Origin of the sequence: Pseudoalteromonas sp. BSi20480, from assembly GCF_000241365.1 — a bacterium.
Taxonomy (GTDB): Bacteria; Pseudomonadota; Gammaproteobacteria; order Enterobacterales; family Alteromonadaceae; genus Pseudoalteromonas; species Pseudoalteromonas marina.
Genome location: NZ_BADX01000182.1, coordinates 1 through 21,532, shown reverse-complemented (window position 1 = coordinate 21,532; position 21,532 = coordinate 1). Strand labels below are relative to the sequence as shown.

General features: G+C 40.5%; 17 protein-coding genes. 6 read left to right on the top strand and 11 right to left on the bottom strand.

All coding sequences use genetic code 11. The annotated features are described in order from the left end of the window. Positions 1-313: 313 nt before the first annotated feature. The 9 genes from arfA to P20480_RS00240 all read right to left on the bottom strand — a co-directional run bounded on the left by arfA (position 314) and on the right by P20480_RS00240 (position 10,137). A complete protein-coding gene (gene arfA / locus P20480_RS00205) occupies positions 314-514 on the bottom strand; it encodes an alternative ribosome rescue factor ArfA (protein WP_006793520.1) in 201 nt (66 codons plus the stop codon). A 163-nt stretch (positions 515-677) separates the two neighbouring features. Continuing rightward, complete coding sequence (locus P20480_RS00210; protein ID WP_008133205.1) at positions 678-3,218, bottom strand: TonB-dependent receptor plug domain-containing protein; 2,541 nt, start codon at positions 3,216-3,218, stop codon at positions 678-680. A gap of 247 nt (positions 3,219-3,465) precedes the next feature. Continuing rightward, positions 3,466-4,377, bottom strand: coding sequence for a sensor histidine kinase (locus tag P20480_RS00215; RefSeq protein WP_008133203.1), 912 nt, complete (start codon positions 4,375-4,377; stop codon positions 3,466-3,468). 120 nt (positions 4,378-4,497) lie between these two features. Beyond that, positions 4,498-5,625: an HDOD domain-containing protein gene (locus tag P20480_RS00220; RefSeq protein ID WP_008133201.1), complete on the bottom strand. Its 1,128-nt coding sequence runs from the start codon at positions 5,623-5,625 to the stop codon at positions 4,498-4,500. Then, positions 5,622-7,394 (bottom strand): GGDEF/EAL domain-containing response regulator, encoded by a 1,773-nt coding sequence (locus tag P20480_RS00225; RefSeq protein ID WP_008133199.1) that lies wholly within the window; start codon positions 7,392-7,394, stop codon positions 5,622-5,624. The genes P20480_RS00220 and P20480_RS00225 overlap by 4 nt, the downstream gene beginning before the upstream one ends. Positions 7,395-7,402: 8 nt before the next feature. Next, complete coding sequence (locus P20480_RS19990; RefSeq protein ID WP_238530331.1) at positions 7,403-7,630, bottom strand: response regulator; 228 nt, start codon at positions 7,628-7,630, stop codon at positions 7,403-7,405. Positions 7,631-7,922: 292 nt separating this feature from the next. Further along, complete coding sequence (locus P20480_RS00230; RefSeq protein ID WP_008133196.1) at positions 7,923-9,200, bottom strand: PAS domain-containing sensor histidine kinase; 1,278 nt, start codon at positions 9,198-9,200, stop codon at positions 7,923-7,925. Then, positions 9,200-9,775, bottom strand: coding sequence for a chemotaxis protein CheX (locus P20480_RS00235; protein WP_008133195.1), 576 nt, complete (start codon positions 9,773-9,775; stop codon positions 9,200-9,202). Before P20480_RS00235 ends, P20480_RS00230 begins: the two co-directional genes overlap by 1 nt. Next, positions 9,772-10,137 carry a response regulator gene (locus tag P20480_RS00240; RefSeq protein ID WP_008133194.1) on the bottom strand — a complete coding sequence of 122 codons (366 nt, stop codon included), beginning with the start codon at positions 10,135-10,137 and terminating at the stop codon, positions 9,772-9,774. Before P20480_RS00240 ends, P20480_RS00235 begins: the two co-directional genes overlap by 4 nt. A gap of 245 nt (positions 10,138-10,382) precedes the next feature. Here P20480_RS00240 and nosR point away from each other — a divergent pair, with 245 nt between their 5' ends. Further along, positions 10,383-11,717, top strand: coding sequence for a response regulator c-di-GMP phosphodiesterase, NosR family (nosR, locus tag P20480_RS00245; protein ID WP_008133193.1), 1,335 nt, complete (start codon positions 10,383-10,385; stop codon positions 11,715-11,717). A gap of 74 nt (positions 11,718-11,791) precedes the next feature. Next, a complete protein-coding gene (gene hemH, locus P20480_RS00250; protein ID WP_006793511.1) occupies positions 11,792-12,811 on the top strand; it encodes a ferrochelatase in 1,020 nt (339 codons plus the stop codon). 783 nt (positions 12,812-13,594) lie between these two features. On the opposite strand, the gene P20480_RS00255 is transcribed toward hemH, so the two are convergent. Then, a complete protein-coding gene (locus P20480_RS00255) occupies positions 13,595-14,752 on the bottom strand; it encodes a benzoate/H(+) symporter BenE family transporter (RefSeq protein WP_008133190.1) in 1,158 nt (385 codons plus the stop codon). A 355-nt stretch (positions 14,753-15,107) separates the two neighbouring features. On the opposite strand from P20480_RS00255, the gene P20480_RS00260 reads away from it, so the two are divergent. Both P20480_RS00260 and P20480_RS00265 read left to right on the top strand, forming a co-directional pair. Further along, positions 15,108-15,806: a hypothetical protein gene (locus P20480_RS00260; RefSeq protein WP_008133188.1), complete on the top strand. Its 699-nt coding sequence runs from the start codon at positions 15,108-15,110 to the stop codon at positions 15,804-15,806. 159 nt (positions 15,807-15,965) lie between these two features. After that, positions 15,966-16,709, top strand: coding sequence for a M12 family metallo-peptidase (locus tag P20480_RS00265; protein ID WP_006793508.1), 744 nt, complete (start codon positions 15,966-15,968; stop codon positions 16,707-16,709). A 125-nt stretch (positions 16,710-16,834) separates the two neighbouring features. Here P20480_RS00265 and P20480_RS00270 read toward each other — a convergent pair whose 3' ends face one another. Then, entirely contained in the window at positions 16,835-18,058 is a 1,224-nt protein-coding gene (locus P20480_RS00270) for an alkaline phosphatase family protein (protein WP_008133182.1), read from the bottom strand. 190 nt (positions 18,059-18,248) lie between these two features. Between P20480_RS00270 and dgt the strand changes: the two genes are divergently transcribed. After that, complete coding sequence (gene dgt / locus P20480_RS00275) at positions 18,249-19,715, top strand: dGTPase (protein ID WP_008133181.1); 1,467 nt, start codon at positions 18,249-18,251, stop codon at positions 19,713-19,715. A gap of 168 nt (positions 19,716-19,883) precedes the next feature. Then, positions 19,884-21,500, top strand: a complete 1,617-nt coding sequence (locus P20480_RS00280) for a hypothetical protein (RefSeq protein WP_008133180.1) — start codon at positions 19,884-19,886, stop codon at positions 21,498-21,500. Positions 21,501-21,532: the final 32 nt, after the last annotated feature.

Genomic DNA, 21,532 nt, shown 5'->3' with positions numbered 1-21,532 from the left:
GGTTTAGAAACGCTTCGCTTTTAGAGAAAAAAATAGCATCTTGCGCGAGCAAGCTTAGCGCCTACAGCTTTCACTTCTCATTTACTCCTCATTCCCTTCTCTTTGTGCATTTTTAATAAAGATCAATAAATTACAAAAAGGTTGAGACGTGCTTTGTTCGGCCTAGAGCTCATACAGCAAATGCACTTCTTATCGCGTTAAATTTACATATCGTGGGCGCCTTAAAGCACCATATTATAGATAAAGACAACACACTTACCCGCATGCTGCGGCAAAAAGTAGGCAGTTAAAAGTCTTATTTGATCGGTGCTATTTAAGCCGCGATTAAATAAGACTCTCGTCCTACGTGTTTGTTATTGCGTTTAAATGAGCCTTTCCCTTTTTTAGCTTTTACCACTTGAGGTTTAAACACTTTAGAGGTTACTAAAGCCGCCAGCGCATTATGATTAATAACACCCCGACCGGTGTCTACCGCACTATTATTTGCGGCTTTGCTTTTCGATTTTTTAGCCATTTTATTTCCTAACTATTTATAACAATAAGAAGTGGCGATTGTATGCCTAATTTTCAAGCTTGCAAGTAATTTTATCATTACACAACGCTCTTTTTTCATAATAAATAAACATAAAAAAAGCGCAGTAAATAACTGCGCTTAGTAACAGGTTTAGCTTAAATAATTAAAATTCAAAGCTTACTTTTGCATAATATGTACGCCCGTCAAAGCCATAAGGCAATGCACGTACAGGGTATTTAAACGCACCATTGGTAATAAAGTTAAGCACTTCGTCATCACCTAACTCATCGGGTGTTTCATCAAATACGTTGTCGGCACCAACTGAAAGCGTAAACATCTCATTAATGTCATAACTTACGTTTACATCAACTAACACTGCTGATTCAACTGTACTTGTTGGTTTAAACGACCCCGTTGGAGAAAGCTCTCCCGGTAATGAAATATGGTCGTTACCAAAGTATTTTACATCGGTTTCGCCAAAGTAATTAAAACGAAGTGTTGAAGTATATGCGTCGCGCGCATAATCAAATGTCAGCGTGGCACGCTCACTTGGCTGTCCATCAGTAAAAAAGCTACGTTGTAAGTCATCAAAGGCAACCGCTTCTGGAATACCTTCTTCTGCATTTACGTTATCAATTTTAGTGTCGTTCAAATTACCAGCAAAAGTAACACCCAAATTAGCCCCGTCGATCTCAGTACGATACGAAGCAATAATATCAACACCTTGTGTAGTAGAATCAACGGAGTTTGAGAAGTAATTAGCCTGTACTGCGCCTGTAGCTTGAAGCGCAGCAAGCGCATCTGGGCTAAACGATACGTCGTCAGCCGATAACAAACTTCCTAACGTTATGCGGTCTTTAATTTCCACACGGTAAAAGTCAACTGTAAGTGAAAGCTCGCTGCTTACATCGTAAACAAATCCCGCGCTGTAGTTAGTTGAAGTCTCAAGCTCTAAAGTATCAACCCCTAACGCACTTGGAAATGCCGTGCCTGTGTTAGCAGTAAACGACTGAGTTAACGAGCCATCCGACCCTAGGTTGGTTGTAAAAGCTGTATAACCGCTTTGCTGAAGCGAAGGCGCTCTAAAGCCAGTTGATACCGCACCACGAACAGCAAAGTCATCATTAAACTCGTAACGTGTCGCTAGTTTACCAATTAAATCGTCACCCGCATCTGAAAAGTCTTCATAGCGAAGTGCACCACTAACGTTCCATGCATCTGTGATCATCGTTTCTAGATCTACAAATATCGCGTAGCTATTTCGATCACTTTTATTTGCCGCTTCTGGGCGTAGGCCGTTATACGCCTGAAATCCACACTGCGCAAATTGATTTTCGTCATTGACTGACGGATAAGAAGTATCAGTATTAGCTAAACCACAAGCATACGACGCTTGGCTGCCTGGTACTATTTCGTAATTTTCTTTTCGGTATTCTGCGCCAATAGTTACGTATAGTGGTTCACTGCGACCAATATCTACAATGCCGTTAAAATCAGCATTAAATGTAGTTTGATCAAATCTAAATCCACCTGAATAGCCACCGGTTGGGCCTGCATTAGCTGCAATATCAGCATCGCTTGCATCAGGGTTATTAAATAAGTACTCGGCAGCGTAAGACGCATTTAAGGTATTACGCGAGGTAAAATCGTATTGGTTTTCACCATATACAGCCGACACATCGTAAGTCCAATCTGGGTTTATATCCCCTTTAAACCCTATTGCAAACGAAAGATCTTGTGCTTCATTGTATATACGCGGTAAAAAACCATCACTGTATACTTGAGTCACGTTTTTAGACGCTTCGTTAAAGTTACGATAAAAACCATTACCTAACGCGCTTCGTTCTGAGAACCCACCAAAAGAGTAAAGCTCGCTATCGCCAACAGGCAGTGCCATATTGTAAAACAGCGATGTAAATTCGCTATCAGCGTTACCTTGTCCCCAGCGAACATCCTCTGAAAGCGTTCCGGGCTCTACATTTAACGAACCACCCGTATCGCGTTCTGCACGGTTAGTCCCGTCAGCATCTCGGTATTCTAGTGATAAATTAATAAAACCACCTTCGTTACCTAACTCAAAACCACGGTTTAAACCTGCGGTAACTGTGTCGCCGTCGCCTTCGCTTGTGCCGCCATACTGAACAAAGCCCGTTGTTACACCTGTTGAATTATTAAGTGATAAGTTGATTACACCCGCTATTGCATCGGAGCCATATTTTGCCGCTGCGCCATCACGAAGTACTTCAACGCCTTTAAGCGCAGTTAACGGAATTGCGTTCATATCGGTGCCCGCAGCACCAGCCCCCACAGTACCGTTAAGGCCAAAAATAGATTGATTATGACGGCGCTTGCCATTAACCAATACCAGCGTTTGATCGGGTTGTAAACCACGAAGTGTAGCAGGTCTAAATAAGTCAGAACCATCTGACACCTGCGTACGCGAAAAGTTAAATGACGGTGCTGTAGCTTGTAGGCTTTGGCCAAGCTCAGTGTAACCGCCTTTATTTAAATCATCTGAGTCTATTAAATCTATTGGTGAAGATGACTCTGTTGAGGTGCGATTAGACACCCGAGAGCCTAATACAGATATTTGTTCAATATTTTTAGCAGCTTGAACGGGGGCTTCTTGCGCGATAACAACGCCTGGTGCGCATACTGCAAATGCAACTGCCGCTGCAAGTGTATTTAAACGATATGTTGACATAGTGACGACCCTGTTTATGTGTGTTCTTATAGTTTATTTGGCGATTTAGCATCGCCAATGAGGAACATCCTAGCACATTAGCAAATAAAAAGAAATGAAAAATTTTAAATTAAAGGCCTAAGTATGCAAATAAAGTTCAAATTAAGAAAAAAACACACCAAAAAGGCTAAAATTAATGCAAACAAGGAATTAAACTTACAAAATAAATACTTAACACATTATTTACATTGAGTATTTATTTATTAACTTATTCTTTTAAGGGGAGTGAGCATAAAATGGACGTACCTGTCTCTATTATGCTGTTAACTTGTATCTTTCCTGCGTGTTCTTGCACTATTGAGTGCACAAGAGTTAGCCCCATCCCACTATTTTTTCCTACTTCTTTGGTCGTGAAAAAAGGGTCAAACATCTGTTCTTGTACATGGTTTGTCATGCCACAACCGTTATCTTTTATCTCAATACAAATAAAGCTATTTTGTTCAAAAACACGCACTTCAACAATGCACCCTTTGGTGTCATTATGCTCACAGGCTTCTCGGGCATTAATGAGTAAATTAACAAAAAGCTGATTAATTGAAGCTAAATTACAATAAATAGGCGGTACATTTTCAAAATCGGTTTTTATAGCGCACAGCGATAGCTGACTTTCAAGAAGCTTAAGCATATTTACAGCAACATCGACTATGTTGACGAGCTGAACTGCATGGCATTCATTAGATTCAGAAAAATTAAGTAAATTTTGAACGCAATAGTTAACCTGCCTTAAGGTGCTCGCGCTGTCTTTTATTTTGGCCGACAAGTCATTGCTAATCCAAGCAAATGGGTGTTGTAAATTAAGTAAGTCGAGCTCGTGTTTAAACTGGCTTTCTTTGAGTTCACCGTTTAAGTATTGCTCGCTGATATTTAGTAATGTGGAGATTATTGGGCTGCTATGGCTAAGGTTATCTATCGTATTAATTGCTTGTGACAATGGGGTGCTTATTTCCGAAGCCGCATCAACACTTAACGTACCCAATGTTGCCATTTTAGTACTTTGGACAAGCATTTTTTTATACCGTGCTAATTCGGACTCTTTTTCACTTAGTTGCTTTTGTAACGACTTAAGGTTTTTTTCATCGTTTAAACATACACTTTCTAAAAGACTCTCTACTTCATTCATGCCAGTATCCCTATAGCTTGTATAACTAATATTTAGTTGCCAAACTGAAAATACGCAACCAGATCTCCTTTTTGTTCTGTAAATAAATGTGTAAATTGACAATAAACAGGCAGGTTAAGCTTAAAGCACTTCCCACTCAAACGTATTTATTGCCTCACAAAAGGATGAACAAATCCCCTGTTGCTGACAACCAACAATAAGGGCCTCGTTAGACTGCTTTTGAAATAACTTTTGATGAACAATATAAAGGGTATTACTCAAATTATCAGCGGGGGTTTTTAACTCATTGGAGTTTAAAATTAATGCGCACAGCTGCGTACTCTGCCCCCATAGTTTCATGATATAAGCAGATACATGGAGGTAATTTATACTTTGCTCAGACTCAGTTAATTTGTGTTGGTCCGTCACTTCTTCAACATTTATTAATTTACCAACAAAACTCAATAGCGCCACTGAAAATAGCAAAGCCTGCTCTTTTAAGTTCATACCTATATGTTGTGCAAATTTTTTAACACAACTAGCATAATGTGTTGCAACATGTATTTGCTTTTCGTGATCGATGGCCGATATAGAAGGAGGCAAATTTTCTGCCATTAATAATGATGTACTAATTGACAATAAAATAGTCGTACCAAGGCGAGAAACGGCTTCTTCTATAGAGACTGTTTTACGTGTGAAGCCCAAATAGGCCGAGTTAGCAAGTTGCAGCAACTTAGCAACAATAACAGGCTCCTTAGAGACAAGCTCGGCTACTTCAGTTAGGTCAAACTCTCCACTATCAATAAGCGTATTGAGCTCTTGCAGCAGTGAAGGATAAACCGGAAAGCTAGACATTGCCCCCAGTTTTCTTCTCATACTTTCTGAAAACGGGAGTGCTTTTAATTCTGCCACATTGTTAAACAAAAGTATTAAATCGTCTTTATTAAATGGTTTAGCAAGATACATATGCACAACGTTACATTGACGCATTTTTTCGGTTAACGACGGGTCCCCCGTGAGCAAAGCCCTCACTGGGTACGAATTTTCAATTAAACAGCGCTCTAACACATCTAATCCATTAACGTGCGGCATTAAGTAATCGCTTATAATTAGGTCTATTGATTTATTATTTTTAAGCACAGACCAAAATTCATTTATTCCACTCACCGTAATAACGTCAGCAGCGGGGTATATTCTGTTAATAGTTCTATGTAGCGCCTTTAATATAAACAGCTCGTCGTCAAATAAAACTACTCTCATTGTTTTCATTCATCACCGCGCACATTAGTATTTATTAAGTAATCATAAAACTCATCCGCAGGCAAAGGTCTAGAAAAATAAAAACCTTGAATATAATCACAGCCAAGTCTTTCTACCAATTTACATTCGTGAGCCGTCTCGACTCCTTCTGCAATCACCTTTAAATTAAGATCATGGGACATACGCACAATGTTTCTGATCATACTTTGCATTTCAAGGGATGAATCTAAACCACTTATCAGCTCCTTATCTAATTTTATGCCATCGATTGATAACTTTGAAAGATACGCAAGCGATGAATAACCAATGCCAAAATCGTCAATTTGCACTTCAAAACCCAAGCCGCGTAGCCTTGTTATTTGCAGCTGACATTCGTGTAAGTCATCCATTAAATACGTCTCTGTAAGCTCAAACTGAATACTTGATGCACTGAGGTTGTTCTCATTTAGAGACTCAAGCATAAAGTCTATCCATTCAGGGTCTTCTTTAATTTGCCGAGCAGAAAGGTTTATAGCGAGTTTACCTACTTCAACTTTTTGCATGTTCCATTGCTTAAGCTGTTTAAAACTCTGTGAAATTACAAATCGACTTATAACGATAATTTGGCCATCACATTCAGAAATAGGTATAAATAAACTAGGAGACACCCACCCATACTTTGTTGGTTCGTACCACCTAATAAGCACTTCGGCACCACTTACCTTATGTGTTTTTAAATCTATTTTTGGCTGAAAACATAAACTAAATTCTTCGTTATCAATTGCTTTAAAAAGCAGCCTACTTAGTTCAAAGTTTTTTCGGTAGTCATTCACAAGCTCTGCATCAAAGCGGGTAAAAAATCGTTGCTGTTTTTTAGCCAAGTAGTTCATATTCAAACTAAGATGATTTATAAGCTCTTTGCCCGACAAAACATCGTCAGGAAAAATGCCGTACACACCATAAAGCTCTAAACTCATTCCTTTGTAACGTTGGGGGATAGCCTCTGTAAATAAGGTCATTGTTTTATTAAGTGCGGCAAGTAATGTGGCATCGTTACTTGCGTGAGGTACAGATAACATAAACTGGTTAGAATGCTTTTGACACATTCTTACCTTTTCACCAAAGGTATTGTGCAATACTTTTGCAAGCAAGTGTGTAAACTCGTAAGCGCTTTGGTAATCTAATAAATCAGCAATAAGTTCAAATTTAGCAATACCGATAAAAATAACCGTGTAGCTAGTGTTTTCACCTTCATACTCATTTAGCTGTTGATAAAAAGCAGGTTCTTTAATTAAAAAATCACCAAAGCTTTCTATTAAAAATTTGTTACTCGATTTACTCGGGTTAACCGACAACTTCAGTAACTGACAAAAATCATCAGACCAATAACGTTCCAAAATAAACTCGTATTCTTTTTCGCTTTCTGCGCATTTACGAGCAATAAATAACATATTGGTTTTATTACTTAAAAAGGCCGTCAAGTCGTCTTTATTTGGCTGTGCGTCTATATTAATTATGTAATCATCAACATAGCTGTATAATCCAGGAAAAATAGTCTGGGCGGGGGCATTAAAGCGAGTTATTTTGCCTTCCTCATTTATTTCAATAAGTGCCGTTACGCTTCCAAGTAGTAGTTGATCACGCTCGTGCTGTGCAATGCGTTTGCAATACAGCCTTTGTGCTTGTTTAATTGTGTCAACCAGCTCACCTTCGCCCCATGGCTTTTGTAAAAATTTAATCGCAAGCCCTTGATTAAGAAGCTCAACAACCGAATTAAAATCAGCACGACCACTAAGCACTATGTTTATTATATCTGGCCAATGTTTTTGGTTTCTCTTAGTAAGTCGGCCCCTGTCATTTTAGGCATTCTGTAATCGGTAATAATCACCGACACATCATGTACTTTTAAGTAAGCCAGTGCTTCTTGTCCACTAGTCGCTAGAGCTACTTGTTTAAAGCCGGCGCGCTTTAAAACGCGCTTTAAAGAGCGTAAGACATTTTCTTCATCATCAACCAAAAGGATACTAGGTTCCACTATTGGCTCCCATTGTTATTTAATCTCAAATAAAGATTAAAACGGCTAATACGACAGCGAATAAAGCACTTATCGTCATTTAAATTGTTATGGCTATAACTTACATATTTTTTTACATAACACTATTGCAAAAATATCGCTTGCTATTTACAAACCACCAACCCAATCATAAAGAAATAATATAATAAAAAATACCAATCCAATATAATTAGCTAATAATAAACAATACCAGCAACACTATTCAATCAACCTTTAGTCACAAAACACACCTCTCTTCGCGCTGTTTTTTAACTCATGAACTTTTTGGGGTATTGAAAACAAACACAAAGCGACTGCCTTCACCCACTTTACTCAGTACATCAACACTTGCTTCGTGCTCTTCAATAATGGTGTACACCTCAGACAAGCCTAAACCGGTACCTTGTCCAACCTCTTTGGTTGTATAAAAGGGGTCAAAAATTCGCTCTAAATCAGACTCAGCAATACCTGCGCCAGTGTCTTCAATAATAAGCCTTATTTTGTCTTGTTCTTGCTTACACTCAATGGTCAGTGTTCCTCCAGAAACCATAGCCTGTAACGAGTTTAAAATAGTATTAAACAAGAGTTGCCGTATTTTACTGGCCTTACCCCATATAAAAACAGGCTCTGCAGGGAACTGCTTTTCAATTTGAACTTTATATTTGAGCTCATTTTTTAACACAATCAAAGTAGACTCAATCTCAGCGCATAAGTCTACTTCCATCCAGCTTTCTTCATCGCTTAATGCAAAATCTCGTAAGCTATTAACAATTTTTTTAACTCGCTCTGCGCCATCTAGCGACTCATCGAGTAGCTCTGGTAAATCTTCTAGTATAAAGTCAACACCCTGGCGTTCGTATACATCCTCAAGTAATTTTATAAAGCGATCTTCAGCCTGTTTTACAATGATTTTTTTTTGCGTCTGCGTTGTTTTTATTAGTTTTAATGCATAATCCTTGAGCGTTTCTAGGTTTGAGCTCACAAACCCTATTGGGTTATTAATTTCATGTGCAACCCCTGCAGCCAACTGACCTATAGACGCCATTTTTTCTGATTGCAGCATTTTCTTTTGCGCTATTTTTAACTCTTGATGCATTGCCTTTAATTGTTGATGCTCGTCTTCTAGCGCATTTTTTAAATCAGATTGCTGAATAAAATAACTGGCCTCTGCGGTTACATCTGTCACAAAAATGCTGACGTGTGTCACCTCCGCATTTTCATTTGATAGCGGCATAAATTGCACATTTTGATACATTTGCGACTCATCCCCGGTAATAGGACGACTGCTTCGCATGGGGAATACATGGGGGCGTTGTTGCCAGTAACTAAAGCTTGGGTTTTTTAAAATAAATACACTGTCAATTTTACGTTTTAAAAAACGCGCTTGTTCTTCAAATACAGTTAATAGAGGTTGGCCAACTAAATCGGGTTGGCGAATGGTTAATCCACCTAAAAACGTAGGGTTAGCGAAAGTGATTGTCATATCCTGATTTATAATACAGGCACCAATAGGAAGTTGATCAATGACACGTTCAAACTCGCTTTTTTCCATCAATCCTCCAATAAGGCTTTGATTGGTATTAACAGCTGTTCTATAGACCCTTCACTTAAGCCAATGAGTATGCGCGCATCAAATTGCATTTGCTCAATAAAAAATTCAACTTCTATAATTAAAATAGACGACCACTCATTACTATGAGCAGATTGCACCGGATAATAAAACGCAGGCATATTTAATTGCGTTGATAACTCAAGCTGGCTGGTAAAGCCTTGTAAGCAAGCAGCAGATAAAATGTTGGTAATTTCTAAAACAAGTTCTTCTGTTGCGGCTTCATCGAGCGGTAAGTCAAAATCCATCACTTGAGCCAACGCATTGCAACCGTCTTTGTGCATGCTCATTATCACTTCACCACGAATGGTGCCTGTGAACGACTGCCGGGCAAACCAGTTATTTGAAAGGCTATTAATCATTCCCTGAAAATCTTCAGGAGACATTGCTTGAATAGCAGGAATAGACAAAGACACTTTGGTTTGAATCAGTCGAGCAAGCGCATCGGCCGCTTGCCCCATAGAAATGTTCATTATTTCTTGAAGCGCATCGCGCTCGTCTTCGTTTATTTCAATCATAACAAGCCAACATCCAGCAAGGTTTCGCGTAATTGGTCGGCTTTTAAAGGCTTTTGTAAAAACCTAAAAGCGCCCATAGAGCTAACAAGCGCCTGTGCTGCAGGTTGAATATCTGCACTAATTACTATAACAATGGTTTTTTGATGCTCTTGCTGCAGCTCTTTTAACACTTCAAAGCCATCCATTTGTGGCATTTGCAAGTCTAAAAACAGTACCTCCGCTAACCCAGCATGCACAGCGTCTAGCGCTTCAACTCCATTTTTAGCTTCGTGAATCGTAATATCCCAATCTTCAGGAAGTGCGCGTTTAATTGTTTTTCTTGAAAGTGCTGAGTCATCAGCTATTGTAACCGGTATTGGCATACAGTCCTCGCTATACAATATTAGTACGTAACCTTCTGTTTTAGAGTAGAAGTAATTAGTAATTTCTGCAAAAAAATAGCCTAAAAATTCGCTTTTTACGCTGGGTTTTTATTGTTTTTTTATGCATTTTAAATTCACGCATTAATAAAATTTGTTGTGGTTAATAAAATCTGACAATTCAGTTGTTTATAAGCCGAGGTTAGACTAAATTTAACCGTATATCAGATTTGGCTGGCTTTACTTTTATGCAAAAAACCTCTGAACTAGAAGAATTTAACAACAGACCTGCCCACATTTTATGCCTAGACGACGAAGCAAGTGTTTTAAAGTCACTTGTACGGCTGTTACGAATGAACAAATTTAATGTGGTTGTATCGACCGACGGACACGACGCACTTCAAAAAATGACAGCCACACAGTTTGATGTGGTCATAAGTGACATGCGTATGCCCAAAATGAGCGGCGCAGAGTTTTTAGCCAAAGCAAAAAAGCTAGCTCCTGATACTCAACGTATTTTGCTAACGGGCTATTCTGATCTAGAGTCAACGGTTAGTGCAGTAAACGATGGGGGTATTAACGCCTACATTCAAAAGCCTTGGCAAAACGATCACTTAATCGGGGTTATAAAATCAGCAGTTGAAAAGTTTCGCTTAAAAAAGCACAACGAACTACTTCAAGCGCATGTCAAAAAACAAAATGCGCAATTAACCGAACTGAACCAGTCGTTAGAACTCAGAGTAGAAAAGCGTACAAAGCAAATAAAACAAGTGCTCAGGCAGCTTGAAAAAGCAAATGAACGAGAAAAAAACGAGCATAAATCTACCGTAGAACTGCTCTACAATTTTATTAATGCAAACCCTTATCTCGATGGTAACAGAGCACAAAACATTGCTAATACCTGTACGCATATAGCCTTGTACTTAAATGCATCACAAAAAAGTATCGAACTTGCGCCAACTGCGGGTTACCTAGCACAAATAGGATTGCTAGCCATGGACCCCGATCTTTATAAAAAACCAGTGAATAAACTAACCGAAGCACAACGCAAAACCTTTTACACACACCCAAGCACCGCGCAGCTAATGCTTATGCCTGCACTGCATTTACACGATGTATCTGATGCTATTTACTATCAATATGAGCGCTATAACGGCAACGGGTTACCTAAAGGGCTTTCGGGTAACGAAATACCCATTGGTGCCATGGTATTAAGCGTTGCACGTGATTATTGGGAAGCTTATGAACAAAGTGTGGGCGATAACGAGGCCGAACATCACCAGCATGCACTCGACACTATAAAACTTTACAGCGGTACGTTTTATCATCCAAAAATTGTGCGAGCACTTGAAGCCAGCCACAACAAAATGAAAGAGAAGAAAAGCACAGCGGGTTCGGTCACTATTTGTAATGCTCAAGAGCTTAAAGAAAATATGGTATTGGGGAACTCGATACAAAGCCACACTGGCATTATGTTATTACCTAAGGGCCATGTGTTTAGCCGTAAATCAATTGAAAAGTTACAACAACTTGAAGCTAAAAAACCAACCCCCTTTAGAATTATGATTAAAAGCGCTAAATGATTGATCTAAAGCAGGCTTTTTTTCGTTACAATAAGCCTAAAATATACATATAACTTTGCTTGAAGGAGCACAACGTGTCGCGATTTTCTGCCGTAACCGACAATCCCCACGACGGGCGTTTTAATCAAAAAACGGGAATACTGCTTACTAACTTAGGGAGCCCAGACGCCCCAACAGCCGCGGCACTGCGTATTTACTTACGCGAGTTTTTATCTGACCCACGTATAGTAGAAATACCACGCCTTGTTTGGATGATCATATTACATGGCATTATTCTACGAGTACGTCCAAAACGTTCAGCAAAGCTATACAAAAGCATTTGGACAGAAAACGGGTCGCCCCTCACGCACATTACGCGCCAGCAAAGCGAAAAGCTCAACACATTGTTAAAGCAAAAAGGCTACACAAACACCGAAGTTGTTATGGCCATGCGCTACGGTAATCCTTCAATAGAAGCAGGCCTTGAAGAGCTAAGAGACAAAGGCCTCACGCGCATAATTATCATGCCAATGTATCCTCAGTATTCAAGCCCTACAACAGGGTCTACATTTGACGCTGTATCAAGCGTGCTACGCAAATGGCGCTGGGTACCTGAGCTTCACTTTATAAACGGCTATCACAAAAACACCACTTATATTGAATCGTTAGCTAATAGCATAAGCGAAGATCTAGCAGCCAACGGGATGCCGCAAAAAATTGTTTTTTCGTACCACGGTATGCCAAAATTATTTTTAGACAACGGCGACCCATATCATTGCCTTTGCTTACAAACAACGCGACTTGTTGTTGAAAAGCTTGGCCTTGATAAAGACAATGTCATTAGCACTTTCCAAAGCCGATTTGGTAAAGCAGAGTGGTTAAAGCCCTACACCGATGCAACGCTAGAAAGCCTGCCAGCCGAAGGCATTAAAGATGTGGCAATTATAAGCCCCGCTTTTAGCGCCGACTGCCTTGAAACACTAGAAGAGTTAGAAGGCGAAAACCGCGAAATATTTGAAGAAGCGGGCGGCGAAAAATACCGATACATCCCAGCTTTAAACGACAGAGACGACCACATTGAAGCCATATTTGATGTGTTAAAACCAATGTTGTAATCAACTAAATATAAAAAAGGCGTTAATATTAACGCCTTTTTTTATGCCCATTATTCACAAAGAGGGTAAGAGACGCTGCGCTTTTAGAGTTACTGAAAAGCCCATCATTTACAATGCCATGGCTGAATTTACCTGTAGACGCGCAGCTTGCTGGCGTTTAAAAGCAACGCTTTTACGGGGTATAAAGTAATTAACTCACCACCGAGAAGTGAAGGCCAGGAGAAGTGACCAAACCAATATTTTTTTAACTCTGTGTAGCGCAAAGCGCCTCGGTGTGCTCTGTGGTTATATTTATTTTTAAATAACAAGAAGCTGCCGCTTCTAACGTGAGCAAGCTCTACGTCTACAAAAATAAACTAAACATTAGCTTTGCCCTGATCATTCACTCCTCTTTGTGCATTACAGTTTTATAAGCTCATTATTTCTAAATTTACTGGTAGACGCGCTTTGCTTTCGTTTAAAAGCAACGCTTTTACGGGGTATAAAGTAATTAACTCACCACCCAGAAGTGAAGGCCAGGAGAAGTGACCAAACCAATATTTTTTAACTCTGTGCAGCGCAAAGCGCCTCGGTGTGCTCTGTGGTTATATTTATTTTTAAATAACAAGAAGCTGCCGCTTCTAACGTGAGCAAGCTCTACGTCTACAAAACCAAACTAAACATTGGTATTGCTCGGCTCATTTACTTCTCATTTTATTCTCTTTGTGCATTACAGTTTTAAAAGCCAATTGATCACAAAGAAGTCAAGAGACGCTGCGCTTTAGTACCTAAAACCCACCGTCATTAACCCTTACGAGTGATCATTACTGTACATACACCCGCTATAATTCCCCAAAAAGCAGATCCTACTGAAAACATCGTTAAATCAGACGCCGTAACTAAAAACGTCACTATTGCAGCCTCGGTATATTGCGAACCCGTTAACGCTTGCTGCAAACTATTTGCAATAGTGCCAAACAAAGCGATACCCGCTAACGCCAAAATAAGTGCCTGCGGCAAACTTGCCACCAAACCGACTAAAGTTGCAGCACACAACGCCATTAAAATGTAAAACACACCGCCTGCAATACTTGCCCAATAGCGTTTATCCGGGCTTTTATCAGCCTCATCACTCATACAAATAGCCGCCGTAATCGCAGCTAAATTAATTGAATACGCTCCAAACGGCGCACAAAGTACATTTACTAGCCCCGTCACATTAAGCGTTGCCGAAATAGGCGCTTTGTAATTATGCGCCTTTAACACAGCAATACCTGGCAGATTTTGAGAGGTCATTGTCACAATATATAAAGGTAAACCAATGCTTATACAGGCTTGTAAATTAAACGAAGGCGCAATATAGGTAAAGTGACTCATTTTCCACTGCAATGCGCTGGTATCTACATGGCCAAATTGCCACGCTAATAACACCCCCACAATTAACACGCTTAGCATGGCAAAACGCGCAAAAAAGCGCTTACCTACAAAATAAACCAATACCATTAACCCTATAACTAAGGGCATATCATTCATAAAATTAAATACATCAATACCAAAAGTAACCAGCACGCCCGCTAACATGGCACAGGCAAGTTCGCTGGGTATTCGGTTCATTATTTTTTCAAACCAACCCGTTATACCCGACAAAAAAACCAACAACGCGGCAAACATAAATGCCCCAACCGCCTCGTTTAGGTTATATCCCTGTGCGCTTGATATAAGCAAAGCAGCCCCAGTGGTCGACCATGCAATTAAAACAGGAACTTTGTAATAGTAAGATAAACCTATTGAGGTTGTTCCCATTACTAAACCTAGCATTAAAATCCAGCTCGCAACTAAATCAGGCGTCCCCCCTAGGGTGATCACAACCTGATAAATTAATGCAATGGAACTTGCAAAACCAATAATCACTGCCACTAATCCAGCGGTTGCTCGGTTAAGTAATTGATCTGAAAACGCCATATATCCCTCTTGCATTTATTTTTATGCACACAACATACGTTGCTCATTTTTACAATGCAATTAACTATTAGTGTAAGAATCGTGAATTATTTTCATTTTTATTTTAAAAAGTTTTGAGCCTTTAAATTATTGCATTTTAAAAAACAAACAAGTACCTATAAAAGCGCCACAGGCCGCATAAAGCCTACAAAAAGCAATACCTAAAATGTACTAAAAACAAGCTAACCATTACTTTACAACAACTTAAAAAATACAAAAAACAATATATTAATACTATAAAACCAAACTTGATCTAATTACTCACTTAGTATAAAACGTAACAAATAGTTAACCAAAAACACCAAAAGAGAAACAAATGAAGCGTTTAATCATTGCTGCCATTGCTACTGCGGTACTCGCATTTGCCATTTACAAAGGAGTAATTGAGACCAAAAAAGCCGAGGAGCCTACTGCTCCAATAGCGATCGATTTTGTTCCTATTGATCTACAAAAAACACGCACAACCAAAGCGCCTGCGCCTATTGATATGAGTAAAGACCCTATAAAAGCCACGCCAAAAATAGAACAAACAGCTCCATTTGAAAGCTTTGACGCGGTAAACCGCTTATCAGATCGTGCCAAAGCAGTACTTACCAATGCCAAAGTACTGCCTACCGACCTTAATAACGAGGCTTACATAGAGTTTGATTTAGCCACTTTACAAGCACTAAAAACAGGCGAAAACTTTGATTTAGCTATTCCACAAACAACCGAAACTTATACAGCCGAAGTCACTAACGTTATTGAGTCGGCCAATGGTGACAAAAGCATTTTTGGAAAAGTACTTGGCGTTGACGGACGTATGCACAACACGGTACTTACCGTTGGGAAAGACGCTATATACGGTCAGTTTACCGCGCCTTCTGGTAACTACGTATTTGAAAGCAAAGGCCAATACGGCTGGATAGCAGCTAAACGCGATTTATATAAAAGCCATATTGAGCACGACGTAAGTGCCCCACAACCAAAAACCGATAACACTGGCGATATGTTTGCGCCTAAAACCGACGGCTAATCACTTATTCCGCCCGCTTAATTAAGTGCTATGGCGGATTGCTATTACCTAATTTTTTATATTAAGCCCCATTAAATGGCTGCTTAAGCGTGCTCGTTATGCTTAAGCAAAATTTAATAATAACTATATTAACCACTACAAGAGTAAGGAAATACAACAATGAAGAATGTAATCATCAAAACAGCAGTAGCAGCTGCATTGTGCGCTGCAAGCACAGCTCAAGCAGAAACAATCGATATTGGTATTTTATATACCGACCAGTCGGCTGCAGCAACCAGCAATATTAATACAAAAATTAACCAGCTTATTGCGTTTAGTAATCAAGTTTACAGCCAAAATGGCGTAGACATTACGCTGCGTTTAGTGGGCTCGCAAAACTTAGGCGACTACGCAATTACCCCATCTGAAGATTGGCTTAATGCAGTAACAAACAGCAGCTACGTAGATAACCTACGCACAGGCTGGAAAGCCGATATGGTAGCAGTGCTAGGTATGGGTCAAAGTGCAGGTGCTGGCTTAATTTCATGTGGTTTAGCATGGGTTGGGCAAGGAACAAACGGCAACCTTTACAGCTCAATGAGCGATCGTATGTACTCAATAACAGCGATTGACTGTGGCGCAAGCACATTTGTACACGAGCTAGGCCATAACCAAGGCTTAGCGCATTCACGTAAACAAGGTGATACGTCGGGTGGTGTTTACACTGACGGCATGGGCCACGGTGTACAAAACGAGTTTGCAAGTATCATGGCGTACCCACAAGTATTTGGTAGCGCAACACAGTACGATTACTTCTCTAACCCAAATTGGAGCGTAAACGGTATTCCTTACGGTATTACAAACCAGGCATACGCAATTCGCACTGTAACGGCTACAAAAACAAGTATTGCTAACTTTAAATAAATGAGCACAAAAAAGCGGGCATATGTAATGCCCGCTTACGTTATTTTGTTAGTCCAATCCGTTTAATTAAGTGATCTATTTTGCGGATTAGCATTAGTCCCTTTGGAGCGCGTTATGCGCTCTTTTTAATGCACAACAACCTTTTGCTTAATAGCCGGCATTAACGTTTTACCATCGCCATCTACCTTATTTAATAGCTTTAAGCCCATTACTTTTGCAAGCACCGGGTAAATGTCAAGGTTATTTACTTTTTTAAGGCTTACACCTTGTTTAAATGCGGGCCCAGTTGCAAGAAACGTGGCTGCCATGTCGTCTGTGTAAGCGTAACCGTGTGTGCCAACATACGTCGATTTACCCTTACTGGTAAATACAGCAGGCGCGTTAGTTTGCACTATAATATCGCCCACTCGGCTCCCTTTATTATAATGATACCCAGCCAACTGCTCATCAGTTAACACTGTATAACGGCCATTTGCCGCCTCGCTTAAACGCGCTTTGTAATTGGCTATGTCGGCTACGCTGGTTTCGGGTTTTGCATATATTAGTAAACGCGGCCCCGTATTTTTAACTATAAAACCGTCATCACTAGGTAACGTGTTCAACAAAATGCTTTTATCAGGATCAACAACCGCCATACCATGGTCCGACACAATCACTAAGTTCACATCTTGTTCTAATTTATTTAAACGCGCTTGCAACTGCCCCATTAACGTATCGAGCTGTTTAACTGCATCGCGTGTTTGTGGTGCGTCGGGGCCAAATTCGTGCCCCATGCTATCGACTAACGAAAAATAACTCGCAACAAAGCGAGGGCGCTGCGCTTTAGGTAAGCTCAACCACTGAATAATTTGATCAACCCGGCCTTGGTACTCACTATGCTTAGAGTAATGATAAAAATAGTCGGGAGTCATACCATTAAAACGCGCATCAGACTCAGGCCAAAAATACGCCGCCGACTTAAGCCCCTGCATTTTAGCTAAGTTCCACAGCGGAATGCCTTTTACCCACGTACTGTCGCCTAATGCTTTACCCATGCTGTAACATTCGTTATTACGCGCTTTGTCACAAAATTTGTTATCAACAATGCCGTGATTCACTGGCAATAACCCAGTCACAATAGAAATATGATTAGGAAACGTTTTTGTGGGGTAAACCGGTATTAACTTTTGTGCCCTTACACCTTTATCGGCCATAGCTTTTAAATTAGGTGCGCCGTGTTTTTCAATGTAGTCCCACCTAAAACCGTCAATCGACACAAGTACTACCGTTTGCTCTTTTGCTGCAAACGCCGTATGGCTGGTTAACACCAAAAGTGCCCACATCATCGCCTTTACAAATCCATACTTCATTACAAATACTCGCCTACATTAAAATACGTTAAATACTGAAAAATATAACTTTATAATACAATTGCCAGGCCTTAAATGATACAAGCACCTGTACCTAACTCTTCTAGGTGTATATATTAGCTAGTAAGTATTAAAAACGAATGACAACGCGCATTTACCTCGCCAGTCATCAACACAAACAAGGACACCGATGACTATCGACTTTAGTAAAAAAATAACCCCCGCGCGTATGTACCGAACCACCTCTAATTTACAAATGGCGCTCGAAAGCGACCGTGGCCGCATAATGAACAGCGCCGCTATTCGTCGCTTGCAACAAAAAACACAAGTATTTCCGCTTGAGCGAAACGCGGCTGTGCGTTCAAGGTTAACCCACTCGCTTGAAGTACAACAAGTTGGCCGCTTTATTGTACAGCGTATTTTTGCCAACCTAAGCTTTGAGCAACAAAAAAATTATGGCTTAACCGACCTAGAACGCCCACTCGAAAGCCTAGTAGAAATGGCTTGCCTAATGCACGACATTGGCAACCCACCGTTTGGCCACTTTGGCGAAGCCGCAATAAACCACTGGTTTAATACTAATTTAGCCAGTGTAACTCCCGAGCGATGCCGCGAGCCAAACACCGGCATAGGCGTTATTTTTAAGCACCTAGCGCAAGACATTTGCAACTTTGAAGGCAACGCCCAGGGCATTCGTATTATTCACTCGTTGCAAACCCTTAACCTAACCTACAGCCAAAGTGCAGGTATTTTAAAATACACCCGCCCAGCAGGACTTGATGTAAAAGACATACCCCAAAATAAAAACTACTTAATGAAAAAAGTAGGCTATTACTACAGTGAAAAAACCTTTGTTGAAGCATTACAAAACGAGTTAACCATAGAGCCCTACTGTCGCCATCCTGCCAGTTACATAATGGAAGCCGCCGACGATATATCGTACTGCCTAGCCGACATAGAAGACGCCGTAGAAAAAGGCATAATAACCATTGAGCTACTGTGCACCGTGCTTAAAAATCACTATCAAAAAGTACTTATAAACCTAACCATTGACGACACCGAACACCAAGACTTTGTTAGCAAAGCGGTAAACTACGCACTAGAGCGTGGCAAAGCACAACCGTATAATTTTAATAGCGAATTTTTTATATACCTGCGTGTAGCCCTGCTGCACCCGCTAGTTAACCATGCCGCAAAACGCTTTATAGAAAACATAGAACCCATTTATCACGGCGACTTTAACCATGCCCTACTAGAAGACCGAAGCCACTTGCACGCCGTAACACAAACGCTTAAACAAGTTGCCCAAGCGCATGTGTTTTCAGATAAAGAAGTTGAAAAACTTGAGCTACAAGGCTACAGAATTATTAACGGCCTACTAGACAGCTACAAACCACTACTGCAATTAACAAGCGACGACTTTAAACGCGCACTAAATGGCGACAAACGCCTACTAATAGAATCAAGGCTTGTTAAAAAACTCTCTAAAAAGCACCTAAACAGCTACCAACATGCCATAGACGCCATGCAAGAAGAGCCCGACCACTTTGCAGCCTACGAATTTTATTACCGATGCCGGTTAATTCAAGATTACATTAGCGGTATGACCGACCAATTTGCCTACGACGAATACCGCAGCCTAATGGTAATAAGCTAATAAAATAGCGCTTACTCAGCGCTATTTAATAACCGCCTGGCTAAGCTTTAATATTAAAGCAAATAAGCTTAGCCATATTCGCCCGCCATTAAGCGTAATACCCCCCTAGATAATTTTTAATTTTACGCTTAAAATCAACTTATTAATGTTTAAACGCTAACCGCCCTTATGACCACTTTACTCACACGCCTGACGCTTTGTTTTGCCTTATTTTATAGTGTTAATAGCGCTGCTTATAACGAAGCAATGTGCATACTTATAAAGCAAGAAGTACAGCAATACAGTAATAACAAAACAAGCGAAAAATACCGTAAAGCGGCGCGTGACTATAAAAAACATTGCAACAAACCTAAGCAAGTACTTACTCAGCCTAAACCAGTAGTAAAAGAGCCAGAGCCAAGCGTAATAGTAACCCAACCACAACCAAACAATGTGCAACCTGCTCCGGTTATTGAGCCCACCAACCAAACCACCGATGGGCTAATAGACGAAAAAACACTAAACTTAACCGATGAGCAAAAACAGCAAATTAGCGACATGATTGACGCTAACGCAAGCGAAGTGACCATTAATGTAGAGCCTACACAACCTACACCTACTGAAAAAAACGAGCCTAACAACACAGCTGACAACCAAACGCTAGCAGAGCCAATAGTAACTCAAAAACGTGAACAAGCTTCAGCACAAGTGCTTGAGGAAGAATCAAAAAAAGTACAAGAGCCAGCGCAAAGCCAAGTAACAGAGCAAGCGACACCGGTTAAACAACCCACAGAGCCAACAGTAGCGCCAGTGATAAAACCAGCGCCAGTGATTGCCCCACAACCAGCGCGCGAGCAACCTAGCTCGTTATTATTACCAAGTTTTGTATTAGTACTGGTTGTGCTTATTGGCGCAATGGTGATCATTCGTTTGCGCCGCGCAAAACAAACCAATGCCAGCGCAGCCGTTACAGCAGTTAGTACGCAAACACAAAATACACAAAGCGCCGAAAAACAAACAGCTAATGTAACCTCAGAGCAACAGCAACCAAAAACTACACACAAAACACCGGCACCCAGTGAGCAATTGGCTACTGAAGCAGCCGAGCCAAAAGCCCCTACTAACGACGCAGTTAGTAATGACAAACCAAGCGAAGAAAAACCACAACCTAATACCGCCGAGTTTGAAGCCGCAGCTAAAACTACGTTAGAGCGTATTAAAAACGCCAGCAGCTTTAACGAACCGCAAGTACGCGACTTTGATCCAGATGCAAAACCTGTAAAAAAACAGCGCAAGCACAGCCCAGTAAAACCAGAGCCAACACCAGCAGAGCCTGTTAAAAAAACTGAACAACCAGCAGAGCAAACACCTGAGCCGCTACCAACAAGTACACCTACTAAATTAGATAAACCCGAGCCAGAAGCGCTTGCATTTAAAACGGAACACGACTTTAAAGAGCCCGAAGTACGCACGTTCGATCCTAATGCACCACTACCCGGCAAAAAGAAAAAACCACGTAATACAGAGCCAACACAAACTGAGCCGGAGCCACCATCGCCACAAAACACCCGTGAAACAATTCAACCAGAGCCAAAAGCATCTGAAACAAAAGCCGAACCTAAAACCCCTACAGCTGAGCCTAAAAAAGCAGATGCCAGCAACCCATTTGCCAACCTATCACTTGACGCAAGTTGGGACCCAAACTCAGCCGAAAAACCCAAAATAGAAGAAAAACAACGCGCCCCTAAATCACAAGCATTAATAGACGCAGAAGAACGCGCTAAAAAGCTACAAACAAAAGAGTAGCAACCTCACTCACTCCTCTTTGTGCATTAAAG

Bases quoted from the DNA above. Each gene is read 5' to 3' on its own strand.
- P20480_RS00265 (WP_006793508.1), top strand. From the start codon at position 15,966: ATGAAGAATGTAATCATCAAAACAGCAGTAGCAGCTGCATTGTGCGCT.
- P20480_RS00230 (WP_008133196.1), bottom strand. From the start codon at position 9,200: ATGGAAAAAAGCGAGTTTGAACGTGTCATTGATCAACTTCCTATTGGT.
- P20480_RS00215 (WP_008133203.1), bottom strand. From the start codon at position 4,377: ATGAATGAAGTAGAGAGTCTTTTAGAAAGTGTATGTTTAAACGATGAA.
- nosR (WP_008133193.1), top strand. From the start codon at position 10,383: ATGCAAAAAACCTCTGAACTAGAAGAATTTAACAACAGACCTGCCCAC.
- arfA (WP_006793520.1), bottom strand. From the start codon at position 514: ATGGCTAAAAAATCGAAAAGCAAAGCCGCAAATAATAGTGCGGTAGAC.
- dgt (WP_008133181.1), top strand. From the start codon at position 18,249: ATGACTATCGACTTTAGTAAAAAAATAACCCCCGCGCGTATGTACCGA.
- P20480_RS00270 (WP_008133182.1), bottom strand. From the start codon at position 18,058: ATGAAGTATGGATTTGTAAAGGCGATGATGTGGGCACTTTTGGTGTTA.
- P20480_RS00280 (WP_008133180.1), top strand. From the start codon at position 19,884: ATGACCACTTTACTCACACGCCTGACGCTTTGTTTTGCCTTATTTTAT.
- P20480_RS00210 (WP_008133205.1), bottom strand. From the start codon at position 3,218: ATGTCAACATATCGTTTAAATACACTTGCAGCGGCAGTTGCATTTGCA.
- P20480_RS00255 (WP_008133190.1), bottom strand. From the start codon at position 14,752: ATGGCGTTTTCAGATCAATTACTTAACCGAGCAACCGCTGGATTAGTG.
- P20480_RS00240 (WP_008133194.1), bottom strand. From the start codon at position 10,137: ATGCCAATACCGGTTACAATAGCTGATGACTCAGCACTTTCAAGAAAA.
- P20480_RS00235 (WP_008133195.1), bottom strand. From the start codon at position 9,775: ATGATTGAAATAAACGAAGACGAGCGCGATGCGCTTCAAGAAATAATG.
- P20480_RS00220 (WP_008133201.1), bottom strand. From the start codon at position 5,625: ATGAAAACAATGAGAGTAGTTTTATTTGACGACGAGCTGTTTATATTA.
- P20480_RS00260 (WP_008133188.1), top strand. From the start codon at position 15,108: ATGAAGCGTTTAATCATTGCTGCCATTGCTACTGCGGTACTCGCATTT.